Genomic DNA, 13,586 nt, shown 5'->3' on the forward strand with positions numbered 1-13,586 from the left:
GACCTGGTCTTTCTCGCCTTCCGCCCCGCGAGATCGTATATGGACCGCACGCCTCGCGGCGCGCACAATCGGCCCATGGGCTATGTCGGCGCGCGGACGCCTCGCAGGGAAGACGCCAGACTGCTGACCGGAAAGGGGAGATACGTCGGCAACGTACGCCTGCCTGGCATGGCGTACGCGGTGGTGGTGCGCAGCCCCGTCGCGCACGGACGGCTCCTCGGCTGCGACGCCAAGGCGGCCTGGACGGTCGAGGGGGTGCTCGACGTGATCACCCCCGCCGACGCCGCGGAGCTGCTGCTGCCCTGCGTCACCCTCGCCCCCGGCCAGCGGCTGACCTCCTACCGGGTGCTCGACGACACGATCAGGTACGCCGGCCAGCCGCTGGCCGTCGTCGTGGCCGGCACCCCCGCCACCGCCCGCGACGCCGCGGACCTGCTGGACCTGGAGCTCGACCAGTCGCCCGCGACCGTCGGCGCGGAACGCGCCCTCGACGAGGACGCGCCGCTGCTCTACCCCGAGTGGGGCACGAACCTGGTCACCGACTTCCTGCTCGGCGACGCCGACTGCGCGGAGTTCGTCGAGTCCGCCGAGCACGTCGTCGAGATGACGTTCAGGATGGGCCGGATCTCGCCGCATCCCGTCGAGCCGCGCGGCGTCGTGGCCTCCTACGCCGACGACGAGCTGACCGTGCACCTCTCCTCCCAGGCCCCGCACCACGTGCGCGAGCACCTGGCCGACGCGTTCGGGCTCACCCACGACCGGGTACGCGTGATCAGCCGGGACGTCGGCGGCGGGTTCGGCGGCAAGGAGCACGTCTACCCCGACGAGGCGCTCGTCTGCCTGGCCGCGATGCGGACGGGCCGCCCGGTGAGCTGGACCGAGTCGCCCGGCGACCGGCTGTCGGCGACCCTGCCCGCGCGGGCCGCCGTCCACCGGGCCAGGCTGGCGCTCGACGGCCGGGGCCGGTTCGTCGCCCTGGACGCCGACATCCTCGGCGACCTCGGCGCCCATCCCTCGAACGTGGGCATCTCGCCCTTCGCGGTCTCGGCCACCCTGCTGCCGGGGCCGTACCGGTTCGAGCGGGTCGGCGTACGGGTGCGCGGGGTGGTCACCAACACCACCCCGACCGGCTCCTACCGCGGCTTCGGGCAGCCGGAGTGCACCTGGACCAGGGAGCGCCTGATCGACGAGGCGGCCCGGCGGCTCGGCCTCGACCCGGTCGAGCTGCGGCTGCGCAACATGCTGACACCGGACGAGCTGCCGTGCACGAGCCGCGTCTACCAGCAGTACGACTCCGGCGACTACCCCCGGGCCCTGCGCACCCTGCGCGACCTGGTCACCCCGGTCACCGGCGTGGACGACGGGCGCCGGCGCGCCATCGGCTACTCCTGCCACGTCGAGACCACCGGCCTGGGCCCGTCGATGGAGATGAAGGCGTCGGGCATCCAGGCGGGCGGCTACGAGACGGCCGTGCTGCGGATGGAGCCGGACGCGTCGGTGGTGGTGTCGGCCGGGGTGGTCTCGATCGGGCAGGGCATCGAGACCGCGCTGGCCCAGGTCGCGGCCGACCGGATGGGGGTGCCGATCGAGCGGGTGCGGGTGGTGCTGGGGGACACGGCGGCGACGCCGTACTCGTCGATCGGGTCGATCGCCAGCCGGTCGCTCGCGGTCGGCGGCGGGGCGCTCGTCCAGGCCTCCGCCCGGCTGCGGGACAAGCTGCTGGCCATCGCCGCCCACCGGCTGGAGGCGGCGCCCGGCGACCTGGAGATCGCCGAGGAGTGCGTGCGCGTCAAGGGCGACCCGCGGGCGTCGGTGTCGCTGCGGGAGCTGGCCACGTCCGCCTGGCGGGCCTGGGACCTGCCGGAAGGCGTCACGCCCGGCCTGGAGGAGCGGGTCAGCTACGACCCGGCCGCCTACACCTTCGCCTACGGCGCGCACGCCGCCGCCGTCGCCGTGGACCCCGAGACCGGCGCGGTCGAGGTGGAGCGCTACTGGGTGGTCAACGACGCCGGGACGCTGGTCAACCCGGCCGTGGTCGAGGGCCAGATCCGCGGCGGGGTCGCGCAGAGCATCGGCATGGCGCTGACCGAGGAGATCGTCCACACCGAGGACGGGCAGCCGCTCGCCGAGTACCTGCTGCCGACCACCCGCGAGGTGCCCGACATCGAGGTCGTGCTGCTGGAGACCCCCTCGCCGCTCACCCCGGGCGGCATGAAGGGGGCCGGCGAGGCGGGCACGATCGGGCCGCCCGCCGCCATCGGCAACGCGGTCGCCGCCGCCATGCCCGAGCTGGCCGGACGCCTCACCGACGTGCCCCTCACCCCCCAGGTGGTGTGGAGGTGTCGGCAGCCCTGACCTGGGCACGAGGAGCCTGAAGGTTCGGATCGGGGGACGAATCATGGAATATCGTGCACTCTTGGCGTCCATCGGCCGCATGACGGGCCTGGGCGCCGGCCCGGCCAGAGCGGCGGCGGAGGCCACGCTGACCACGCTCGCCCGCACGCTCGACGACGACGACCGGCGCGAGCTCATCGACGCCCTGCCGCCCGAGCTGACCGACGACTTCCCCATGGACCATCCGCGCAACGACGGCACCGAGGAGGGCTTCGTCCGGCAGGCGGCGCTGCTCGGCCGCCGTCCGCCCGAGCAGGCCAGGATCAGGGCCCAGGCCGTGCTGGCCGCCGTCGCCGAGCAGGATCCCGAGCTGATCGCCCGGCTGCACATCCCCGAGCAGGTACGCCCCCTGTTCGACCCGCCGGACAGCGGCGGCGGCATCACCGGCCCCAAGGGGCACGCCGCCCCGCTCACCGCCGACGAGGTCGCCGCGGCCCTCGCCACCCTGCCGCTGTGGTCGGGCGACCGCTCGGCGCTGCGCCGGGAGATCTCCCTGCCGCGGGAGAACCTGCGTGCCGTCCGCCGGGCGCTCGACCGGCTCAAGACCACCTACGGCCGGCAGCCCCAGCTCCACGACACCGCGGACGGCCTGGCCATCGTGGTCAGGACCGTCTCCGTGGGCGCGGTGACGGCCCTCGACGTCCAGCTGGCCCGGCGGGTGGACGACCTCATCGAGGAGGTGGGCGCCGGCATCGGCCGGCCCTAGCCGCGGGCCCGGCCGGTTCCGGGGCGCGGGCCGGCCCGGTGCCGGTCGGGCGCCTCGCCGGTCAGGTCCTCCAGGTGTTTGCCCGACTGCGACAGGGCCTGTTCCAGCGCCGCCTGCCCGGCGGTCCTGTGCCCCGCCGGGCTCCTCCCCGCCTCGCCCGCCTTGCCGGGCCGCCCGGCCGCACGTTCGGCCGCACGTTCGGCCGCACGTTCGGCCGCACGTTCGGACGGACGCCTGGCCGCGTCGGGGAGCGGCTTGGCGTCGGTCTTGGGGGTGCTCTCGTCAGGACTGCTCATGGCCCTGTCCGTACCCGCTGACCTGGGAAGACATGTCGAGCTGCGAAGAAAGTCAGGATTTCTCGGAAAACGTTCGACCCGAACCGCCCTTCCGTGCGTACAGGTTTGGACAGCCGCATGTCCGACAAATCGGAGGCAGGTCTCGTGTTGACTGAAACGAGCATTCGTCGCCGCCCTTCCCAGGATGGAGAGGCCATGTCCAGGCTGCGGTCGGCCCGGCGGAGCCGGATGCAGTACGTATGGCCGTTGCGCCCGGACGCCCGGACCGTCGGCCACGCCCGGTCGATCATCCGGGAGGAGCTGTCCGGGCTCGACCTGCACGACGACGTCGTGGACGACGCCGTCCTCATGGTGAGCGAGCTGGTCACCAACGCGTTCATGTACGGCGAGGGCCCCTACGAGCTGCTGCTCCACGTGGACGCCAAAGAGGTCATGTGCGTCGTCGTGGACGCCGGGCCGCCCCTGCCCGCACCCTCGGTCCCCGACCCGTCCGCCGAGCACGGGCGGGGGCTGCGCATCGTCGCCCGGCTCTCCGACGGCTTCTACGGCTGCCATCCCCAGCGTTACCTGACCCACCCCGACCTGGTCGGCAAGGCCACCTGGTTCGCGCTGCCACGCCGTGGCGGGCCCGGCAACGTCGTGCCGATCAGGGCGGGCACGTAGAGGGCTTCCAGTCTCCTGCAAGTCGGCCCGACCATACTGTGATCAATTAGGACGAAGCCGATGAGTGGGACAACGTGGAATTCCGAGTTCTGGGACCGCTGGAGGTCCGCGACGCCGACGGGGGCGTGGTCGGTCTCGGCGGCCCCCGTCCGCGAGCCGTGCTGGCCCGGCTGCTGGTCGCGCAGGGGGCCGTGGTCCCCGCCGAGACGCTGATCGACGACCTGTACGGCGACGCCGCCCCGCCCAGCGCCCTGCCCACCCTGCACTCCTACGTCTCCAACCTGCGCCGCGCGATCGAGCCGGACCGGGGGCCGCGCGCCCGGCCCAGGACGCTGGTCGCCCGCCCGCCCGGCTACCTGCTGGCCGCCGCCGACGTGGACGCGCTCCGGTTCGCCGAACTGGTGAACCGGGCCGAGTTCCGGTCGGCCGAGGAGGCGCTGGCCTGCCTGGAGGAGGCGCTCGGGCTGTGGCGCGGCTCGCCGTATGAGGAGTTCCAGGACGAGCCGTGGGCGATCATCGAGGTGAGCCGCCTGCGCGAGCTGCGCCTGGTCGCGGTCGAGCGGCGGGCCCGCGCGCTGCTCGACCTGGGCCGTCCCCAGGCACTGATCACCGAGCTGGAGGCCGAGACCGTCGCCAACCCGCTGCGCGAGCGCCTGTGGTGCCTGCTCGCGCTGTCCCTGTACCGCACCGGGCGCCAGGCCGAGGCGCTGGCCGTGCTGCGCACGGCGGCCAGGCGGCTGTCCGAGGAGCTGGGTCTCGACCCCGGGCCGGAGCTGCGGTCGCTGGAGTCGGACATCCTGCGCCAGGCCGGCTCGCTCGCGCCGGTGGACGACACCCCGGCGCTGGTGGCCGCGCCACGCCCGCCGGACGTCCCGCACGGGCGGGAGGCCGAGCTGGCCGAGCTGGTGGCGGTGGCCGAGCGGGCCACGCCCGCCGGGCTCGCGGTCGCCGAGGTCAGCGGTGAGCCGGGGATCGGGAAGACGCGGCTGCTGGAGGCGTTCGGCGAGCACTGCGCGCGGCTCGGCCGGCTCGTGCTGCGCGGACGCTGCCACGACGCCGAGGGCACGCCCGCGCTGTGGCCGTGGACGCAGGTGTTCCAGGCGCTGGAGCCGCACTGCCCGCCGCCGGACCGCGAGCCCCTGTCCGGCCTCCTCGACGCCCGCCCCGAAGCGCCGCCGGACGCCGGGGGACCGGCCGAGGCGTTGTTGTCGCGCCGGAACCAGGCCGCCGCCCGGTGGCTGGTCACGGCCTCGCGCGCCCAGCCGCTCGTCATCGTCCTGGACGATCTCCAGTGGGCCGACCCCGCCTCGCTCGACCTGCTCAGGCACCTGGTCATGCTGCTGCGCGGCGGCGCGGTCACGCTGGTCGCGGCCTTCCGCACCGGGACCGGCGACGTGCTCGGGCGGCTGGTCCGCTACGACCTGTCGCGGCTGCGCCTGACCGGCGTCGGCCCCGAGGCGGTCCGGGCCATCGCCGCCGACCTCGGCGTCGAGCTGGACGACGAGTCGTGCGCCAGGATGGCCGACTGCACCGGCGGCAACCCGTTCTTCCTGCGCGAGAGCCTCAGGCTGCTGGCCCAGGACCCGGATGTGAACGAGGTGCCCGAGGCGGTGACCGAGCTGGTCCGCCTGCGGCTGGACGCGCTCGCCGGGGTCACGGACGTGCTGGCGGTCGCGGCGCTGGCCGGACGGGAGTTCGACCCGGCCGTGGTGGCCCGGGTCGCCGGGGAGGAGGCGTACGGGCCGCTCGACCGGGCCGTGCGCGGCGGCCTGCTGGCGGCGCGGGCCGGCGGGCGGCTGGCGTTCGTGCACGACCTGGTGCGTGAGGCGCTCGTCAGGGATCTGCCGCCGCTGCGCAAGGCCGCGCTGCACCGGGACCTCGCCGCCGCGCTGGCCGCCCGTCCGGCGACCGACGTCGAGGTGATCGCCCACCACGCCGTGCAGGCCGGGCCGGTGGCGTACGCGGAGGCGGTGCGGTGGGCGCGGGCCGCGGCCGAGCAGGCCGAGCTGCGGCTGGGCTACGCCGAGTCCGCGTCCTGGCTGGGCCACGCGGTGACCGCGCACGACGCCTGCGGCGGCGACCCGGCCGAGCACGTGGAGCTGCTCCTGCGGCAGGTGCGCGCGCTGCTCGCGGCGGGCGAGCCGGCCGGCGCCCGCCGGGTCAGGGACCAGGCCGTGCGGGCGGCCGACCGCATCACGGAAGGGGGCGCGGCGCTCCGGGTCCGGGCGCTGACCTCGTTCGACACGCCGTCGATCTGGACGCTGCGCGACCCGTACGGCGCGGCCGACCCGCTGCTCGTCCGCCGCTTCGAGGACGCGCTGCGCGAGCTGCCGGAACCGGACGGCCCCGAGCGCGCGATGCTGCTGGCCGGGCTGGCCCAGGAACTCTACGACGCCTCCGGCGACCCGCGGGCCGACGAGCTGTCCGCGCAGGCCGTGGCCATGGCCCGGCGGCTGGGCGACCGGCGGCTGCTGATGCGCGCGCTCAACGCCAGGCACCTGTCGCTGCCGCGTCCCCTGCACGTGCACGAGCTGGCCGACCTCGCCGCCGAGCTGCACGAACTGGCGGACGGCGAGCCGGCCTACCAGCTGCTGGCGAACATGATGGACACCCACAACCGGCTGGAGCTCTTCGACGTCACCGGCGCCGACCTGGCCGCGGCCCGCTGCGACGACCTGCTCGACCGGCTCCCGCTGCCCTGGCCGCGCTTCCAGCACACGCTGTGGCGGGCGGGCCGGCTGGTGCTCGGCGGCCACTTCGACGAGGCGGACGACCTGTACGCCGACGCCGCCGACCAGGCGACCGGCCTCGGCATCTGGCACGCCGCCCGCGCCGTGACCGCCGGCCGCCTGGCCCTGGACTACCACCGGGGCACGATGGCCGCCGCGGGCCCGCTCATCGATGTCCTGCGCGGCGCGAACCACGCCCTCGACCAGGCCGTGCGCACCCTCCACCGGCACGCCCAGGGCCGCATGGACGAGGCCCGCAAGCTGAACGGCCAACCGCTGCTCGACCGGTCGCGCCCGTCCACCCTGTGCCTGCGGGCCGCCGCCGCGGCGGCGCTCGGCCGGGTGCACGAGTGCCGCCTGCTCTACGAGGCGCTGCTGCCCTTCGGCGGCCGGATCACCGTCCTGTCGGCCTGCGCCTGGGTGGGGCCGGTGGACTGGCACCTCGCGCTGCTGGCCGAGGCGACCGGCCGGCACGAGAGCGCGGTCCGGCACCTGACCGAGCTCGAACGGCTGGCCGCCCGCAACGGCCTGACCTGGTGGCGCGACCGGGCGGCCGAGGCCCGCCGGGGGCCCGGCCGCAAGCACCTGCAACTGGCCACCAGCGGATGACAAGGGCTCCCTGGTCGACTCTCCTGACGATCGCCAGGGGAGCCGATCGCCGGGAGGGGAGTGCGGGATGACGGGTGCGCAGGCTTTGGTGCGGGCGCTTGAGCGGGTCGGCGTGGACACCGTGTTCGGCATCCCCGGCGGCGCCGTCCTGCCCGCCTACGACCCGCTGTACCGCTCGACCTCGATCAGGCACGTGCTGGTCCGGCACGAGCAGGGCGCCGGGCACGCGGCCGAGGGTTACGCGCAGGCCACCGGCAAGGTCGGGGTCTGCATGGCGACCAGCGGCCCGGGGGCCACGAACCTGGTGACGCCGCTCGCCGACGCCTACATGGACTCGGTGCCGATCGTCGCGATCACCGGCCAGGTGCCCAGCTCGCAGATCGGCACGGACGCCTTCCAGGAGGCCGACATCACAGGCATCACCCTGTCGATCACCAAGCACAGCTTCCTGGTCACCGACGCGGCCGACATCCCCCGCACGATCATGGAGGCCTTCCACATCGCCTCCACGGGCCGTCCCGGGCCGGTGCTGGTGGACATCACCAAGGACGCGCTCCAGGCCGAGACCGCCTTCGTCTGGCCGCCGGTCATGCGGCTGCCCGGCTACCGCCCGGTCGCCCGGCCGAACGCCCGGCAGATCAGGGCCGCCGCCGAGCTCATGGCCGCGGCCCGGCGGCCGGTCCTGTACGTCGGCGGCGGCGTGCACAAGGCGGGCGCGTCCGCCGAGCTGCTGCGCCTGGCCGAGCTGACCGGCATCCCGGTCGTCACCACGCTCATGGCCCGCGGCACGTTCCCCGACAGCCACCCGCTGCACATGGGCATGCCCGGCATGCACGGCTCGGTCGCGGCCGTCGGAGCCCTCCAGCGGGCCGACCTGATCGTCGCGCTCGGCACCCGGTTCGACGAGCGTGTCACCGGCGACCTGGGCACGTTCGCGCCGCACGCCAAGGTCGTGCACGCCGACGTGGACCCGGCCGAGATCTCCAAGAACCGGCACGCCGACGTGCCCGTCGTGGGCGACTGCAAGGAGGTGCTGACCGAGCTGACGGCCGCCCTGGACGCCCTGGCCCGCCGGCCGGGCGACCGTGCGGACTGGTTGCGCACGCTGGAGGGCTACCGGCGCACGTACCCGCTGGGCTACGAGACGGTCGAGGGCACGCTCGCCCCGCAGTACGTCATGCAGCGGCTGAGCGCCCTGGCCGGTCCCGAGGCCATCTACACCTCCGGCGTGGGCCAGCACCAGATGTGGGCCGCCCAGTTCATCAACCACGAGCGGCCGGGCTCGTTCGTCAACTCCGGCGGCGCGGGCACGATGGGCTTCGCGGTCCCCGCCGCGATGGGGGCCAAGATCGGCTGCCCGGACCGCACGGTGTGGGCGATCGACGGCGACGGCTGCTTCCAGATGACCAACCAGGAGCTGGCCGTGTGCGCGCTGGAGGGCGTGCCGATCAAGGTGGCCGTCATCAACAACGGCAGCCTCGGCATGGTCCGCCAGTGGCAGACCCTCATGTACGGCGGCCGCCACTCCAACACCGACCTGCGCGCCGCCCGCCGCATCCCCGACTTCGTCGCGCTGGCCGAGGCGTACGGCTGCCACGGCCTGCGCTGCGAGCGCCCCGAGGACGTGGACGCGGTCGTCGAGAAGGCCATGGCGATCGACGACCGGCCGGTGGTGGTGGACTTCGTCGTGCACCGGGACGCGATGGTGTGGCCCATGGTGCCCGCCGGCACGAGCAACGACGACATCCGGATCGCCAGGGACCTGGCTCCGAACTGGGGAGATGACGAATGAGTCAAGTCGCAACAAAGCAGCCAAAGGTGCCGAACCTCATTTAAGCTTCCTTGACCCGGGGTGGCCCGGGCCGCGGAACCGAGGTGGAAAGTGGCGCTGCGCGTCAAGGTGCTGGGGCCCATCGTGGCCGAGATCGACGGGGTGGAGGTCGCGCTCGGCGGCCCGAGACAGCGCGCGGTGCTCGCCGTGCTGGTCGCGGCGCGCGGGCAGGTGGTCTCGGCCGAACGCGTGCTCGACGCCGCCTGGGACGAGGGCGAGCCCGCCTCGATGCCCACCCTGCACTCCTACATCACCAGGCTGCGCAAAGCCCTCGAACCCGACCGGACCAGCCGGTCGCCGGAGAGCGTGCTGGCCCGCGTCGGCAACGGCTACACGCTGCGCGTCGAGCCCGACGCCGTGGACGCCGAGCGGTTCGCCCGCAAGGTCGCCGAAGGGCAGCTCCTGCTGGAGTCGGGCGACCACAGCTCGGCGCTGGCCGTGCTGAGCGAGGCCGTGGAGCTGTGGCGCGGGCAGCCGTACGGGGAGTTCGCGGGCGCGGCCTTCGCCGTGCCGGAGATCGCGCGGCTCCAGGGGCTGTTCCTGTCGGCGCGGGAGAGCCTGTTCGCCGCGCAGCTCGCACTCGGACGGCACGCGGTCGTCGTGCCGGAGCTGGAGAAGCTCACCGCCGAGCAGCCCATGAGCGAGCGCGGCTGGGAGCTGCTGGTGCTGGCCCTGTACCGGTCGGGCCGCCAGGGCGACGCGCTGGCCGCGCTGCGCTCCGCCCGCCGCGTGCTGGCCGAGGAGCTGGGCATCGACCCGGGGCCGGGGCTGCGCGAGCTGGAGGCGGCGGTGCTGGCCCAGGACGACGCGCTGCGCCCCGGCGTCGCCGCGCCGCTGCCGGAACGCGGCGGCAACCTGCCCTTCCCCGTGACCGCGCTGGTCGGCCGGACGGCCGAGGTCGAGCAGGTGGCCGCGCTGCTCGACGGGCACCGGCTGGTCACGCTCACCGGGCCGGGCGGCATCGGCAAGACCCGGCTGGCGCTGGAGACCGCACGGGCCAGGGACGACGCCGACGGCCCCTGGCTGGTCGAGCTGGCCGGGCTGGCCGACCCTTCGCTGGTGGCCGGGGCCATCGCCCAGGTGCTCGGGCTCACCGGGCCGGTCACCGGGCAACGCCTGGCGTACGCGCTGCGCGGCCGGAGCCCGCTGCTCGTGATCGACAACTGCGAGCACCTCGTGGCGGCCGTCCGCGACACGGTGTCCGAGCTGCTGGCCGGGACGGGCGGCGTGCGCGTGCTGGCCACCAGCCGCGAGACGCTCGGCGTGCCGGGCGAGGCCCTGTACGACGTGCCGCCGCTGTCCACGGCGGACGCCCGCGACCTGTTCCTGAGCCGGGCCAGGGCCGCCGCGCCCGGCTGGCAGCCGACGCCCGCCGAGCTGGCCAACGCCGAACGCCTCTGCCTAGGTCTGGACGGGCTGCCCCTGGCGGTCGAGCTGGCCGCCGGGCAGTGCCGCATGTTGTCGGTCGAGCAGATCCTCACCTCGATGGACGACAGGTTCAGCGTGCTCACCGACGGCGCCGGCCCGCAACGGCACCGCACGCTGGCCCGTACCGTGGAGTGGAGCTACGACCTGCTCGAACCAGCCGAACGGGAGCTGTTCCACCGGCTCGGCGCGTTCGCCTCCGGCTTCGACCTGGACGCCGCGGCCGCGGTGTGCGGGCGGCCGGTCCTGGGCGGCCTGGGCGCGCTGGTGCGCAAGTCGCTGGTCTCCGTCGAGCCCGGCACCTCGCCGCGCCGCTACCGGCTGCTGGAGACGATCAAGGAGTTCGCCCGCGCCCGGCAGGACCCGGCCGAGCTGGCCGAGGCCCAGGCCGCGCATCGTGCCTGGGTGCTGGCCCGCGCCGAGGCCGCCGACGCCAGGATCCGCGGCGAGGGGGCGACCGCCGCGATGGAGGTGCTCCTCGCCGACCAGGCCGAGCACCGGGCCGCGTTCACCTCGGCGATGCTGGCCGGGGACGGCGGGTACGCGCTGCGGCTCACCGGCCTGCTGTCCTGGTTCTGGTACCGCAGGGGCCATGTGGCCGAGGGGCTGGCCAGCCTGTCGGCGGCCATGGAGCTCTACCCCGACGCCGAGCCCGGCGTGCGCTCCCAGGCGCTGATCGGCATGGCCGGCCTGCACTACCTGGCCGGCGACTTCGTCGCCGCGAGCCGGCGGGCCAGGGAGGCGGCCGAGATGGCCCGCCTGGCCGACGACCTGGTCGCCGAGGGACGCGCCCTGACCTACCGCGCGCTGTTCGGCGGCCTGTGCGGGGCGCCGAACGCCCTGGCCGACGCCCGTGCCGCGCTCGACCTGGCCGAGGTGGCCGGCATGGAGTGGCTGCACGCCGAGGCGCTGATGGTGCTCGGCATGCTGCTGGTGTTCGCCCGGGAGACGGGCGAGGCGGCCGGCTGGCTGACCCGGTCGATCGAGGTGGCCACCAGGACGGGACACCGCTTCGTCACCGCCTCCTCGACCTGGCTGCTGATGAAGATCGACCTGCTGAACGGCCGTACCGACCGGCCGCTGGCGTCCGGGCTGCCGATCCTGCGCATGCTCGACGAGGACAAGGACGTCACGTCCTGGCTGGTCATGGCGCACACGCTGGCCGGGGTGCTCACCGCGGGCGGGCTGCCGCGCGACGGCGCCCGCCTGCTCGGCGCGGTCGAGGCGGTCGGGGCCCGGGTCGGCTTCTCGCCGCCGGAGCTGGACCCGGCCGACGGCGCCGAGCGGGAGGCGCTGATCCGGGGCGCGCTGCCCGCCGCCGAGCTGGCCGAGTGCCTGCGCGAGGGCGCCGCCCTGTCACCCGCCCAGGTGCACGGCCTGCTCGACCGGCTGATCCGGAGCCGCGTCCACTGACCGGGGATCCCGCTCTCACCGGGCCGGGGATCCCGCTCTCACCTGACCGGGGATCCCGCTCTCGCCTGGCCGGCCCGCGAGCCGCCGCCCCGCTCACGCCGACCGCGCGGGCCGGACGGCGGCCAGCACCAGCAGCCCGGCGAGCAGCCCGGTGACCGCCGCGGCCAGGTAGACGGCGTTCAGCGCCGCAGGGAACGAACCCGGCCCGGTCATGCCGTCCTGGAACAGGATGCCGAAGGCGGCGACGCCGAGGGCGTACCCGAGCTGCCGGACGGTGTTGACCGCGCCCGCCGCCATCCCCGCCCGGTGCGGCGGGACGTGCGCCATGGCGGCCGAGCTGAGCGCCGGGATGGCCAGGCCGACGCCGATCCCGGTCACCACCAGGCCCGGCGCGAGCGACGTCCACGTGGAGTGCTCGTCGAGCATGCCCTGCAACAACGCGCCCGCGGCGATCAGCAGCAGCCCGCCGCCGACCGCGGCGCGCGCCGTCAGCCGGGGGAGCAGGCGGGCGACGGCGACCGAGACGACCAGCGAGGTGCCGGCCATCGGCGTCAGCGCCAGGCCCGCCTGGACCGGCCCGAGCCCCAGCCCGCCGGCCTGCTGCAACCAGAGCGAGGTGAAGGCCAGGCAGGCGAACGCGGCCGGCATGAGCAGCCCGGCCCCCGCCATGATCCCGCTGAACGCCTTGTCCGCGAACAGCCGCAGGTCCACCATGGGATGCGCGCTGCGCGACTCCACCAGCACGAACGCGGCGAACGCGAGCACCGCCACGGCGAGCGGCGTCAGCGTGCGCGCCGACGTCCAGCCGTGCGGCCCGGCCTCGATCAGCCCGTACGTGAGCGCGCCCGCCGCCAGGGTGAACGTGCCCATCCCGGCCACGTCCGGCCGGCCCCCGCCCGGCAGGCGGGACTCGCCGACCGTGCGCCAGGTCATCCAGGCGGCGGCCAGGCTGATGGGCAGGTTCACCAGGAAGACCGCCCGCCAGTGCAGGTGCTCGGTGAGCAGCCCGCCGAGCACGGGGGCGAGCGCCGCGGCGGCCCCGTTCACGCCGCCCCACACGCCGAACGCGATGCCGCGTTCCCGGCCGTGGTAGGTGGCGCTGATCAGGGCCAGCGTCGTGGCCATCATGGCGGCGCCGCCCGCCCCCTGGAGCACGCGGGCCGCCAGCAGCAGGCCCCCGGTGGGCGCGAGTCCGCAGGCCAGGGAGGCCAGCGCGAACACGCCCAGGGCGATCAGGTACACCTTGCGCCGCCCGGCGTGGTCGGCGACCGAGCCGGCCGCCAGCAGCAGCGCGGCCAGGGCCAGGGCGTAGCCGTCCAGGAGCCACTGGGCGTCGGTGAAGGACATCTTCAGGTCGGCGGTGATGCCGGGCAGGGCCACCATGACGATGGTCACGTCCACCAGGAGCATGAAGGCGCCCAGGCAGGCGGCGGCCAGCGGCCACCAGCTCGTACGGGTCAATGTCGTGTTCATGGCGGCAAGAATCCGGCCCCGACGGGGGATAACCCTAGCCGCCGAAG

At 75.0% G+C, this 13,586-nt stretch carries 8 protein-coding genes; 6 read left to right on the forward strand and 2 right to left on the reverse strand.

The genetic code is table 11. The annotated features are described in order from the left end of the window. The first annotated feature begins 75 nt into the window (after positions 1 to 75). On the forward strand, positions 76 to 2,355 hold the full coding sequence (locus tag AB0J76_RS05060; RefSeq protein WP_352318309.1) for a xanthine dehydrogenase family protein molybdopterin-binding subunit: 2,280 nt from the start codon (positions 76 to 78) through the stop codon (positions 2,353 to 2,355). 61 nt (positions 2,356 to 2,416) lie between these two features. After that, a complete protein-coding gene (locus tag AB0J76_RS05065) occupies positions 2,417 to 3,100 on the forward strand; it encodes a DUF2267 domain-containing protein (RefSeq protein WP_352318307.1) in 684 nt (227 codons plus the stop codon). On the opposite strand, the gene AB0J76_RS05070 is transcribed toward AB0J76_RS05065, so the two are convergent. Then, positions 3,097 to 3,396 (reverse strand): hypothetical protein, encoded by a 300-nt coding sequence (locus AB0J76_RS05070; RefSeq protein WP_352318305.1) that lies wholly within the window; start codon positions 3,394 to 3,396, stop codon positions 3,097 to 3,099. The genes AB0J76_RS05065 and AB0J76_RS05070 overlap by 4 nt on opposite strands. 195 nt (positions 3,397 to 3,591) lie before the next feature. Here AB0J76_RS05070 and AB0J76_RS05075 point away from each other — a divergent pair, with 195 nt between their 5' ends. The 4 genes from AB0J76_RS05075 to AB0J76_RS05090 all read left to right on the forward strand — a co-directional run bounded on the left by AB0J76_RS05075 (position 3,592) and on the right by AB0J76_RS05090 (position 12,066). After that, positions 3,592 to 4,059 carry an ATP-binding protein gene (locus AB0J76_RS05075; protein WP_352318303.1) on the forward strand — a complete coding sequence of 156 codons (468 nt, stop codon included), beginning with the start codon at positions 3,592 to 3,594 and terminating at the stop codon, positions 4,057 to 4,059. 74 nt (positions 4,060 to 4,133) lie between these two features. Continuing rightward, positions 4,134 to 7,397: a BTAD domain-containing putative transcriptional regulator gene (locus AB0J76_RS05080; RefSeq protein ID WP_364388807.1), complete on the forward strand. Its 3,264-nt coding sequence runs from the start codon at positions 4,134 to 4,136 to the stop codon at positions 7,395 to 7,397. A gap of 67 nt (positions 7,398 to 7,464) precedes the next feature. Next, positions 7,465 to 9,189 carry an acetolactate synthase large subunit gene (locus AB0J76_RS05085; RefSeq protein ID WP_352318486.1) on the forward strand — a complete coding sequence of 575 codons (1,725 nt, stop codon included), beginning with the start codon at positions 7,465 to 7,467 and terminating at the stop codon, positions 9,187 to 9,189. A gap of 90 nt (positions 9,190 to 9,279) precedes the next feature. Then, entirely contained in the window at positions 9,280 to 12,066 is a 2,787-nt protein-coding gene (locus AB0J76_RS05090; protein ID WP_352318488.1) for a BTAD domain-containing putative transcriptional regulator, read from the forward strand. Positions 12,067 to 12,159: 93 nt separating this feature from the next. Here the strand turns inward: AB0J76_RS05090 and AB0J76_RS05095 are convergent, their stop codons facing one another. Then, positions 12,160 to 13,539: an MFS transporter gene (locus AB0J76_RS05095; RefSeq protein ID WP_352318490.1), complete on the reverse strand. Its 1,380-nt coding sequence runs from the start codon at positions 13,537 to 13,539 to the stop codon at positions 12,160 to 12,162. Between the last annotated feature and the right edge of the window lie 47 nt (positions 13,540 to 13,586).

The sequence above is a fragment of the Nonomuraea sp. NPDC049624 genome, assembly GCF_040675255.1.
Classification (GTDB): domain Bacteria; phylum Actinomycetota; class Actinomycetes; order Streptosporangiales; family Streptosporangiaceae; genus Nonomuraea.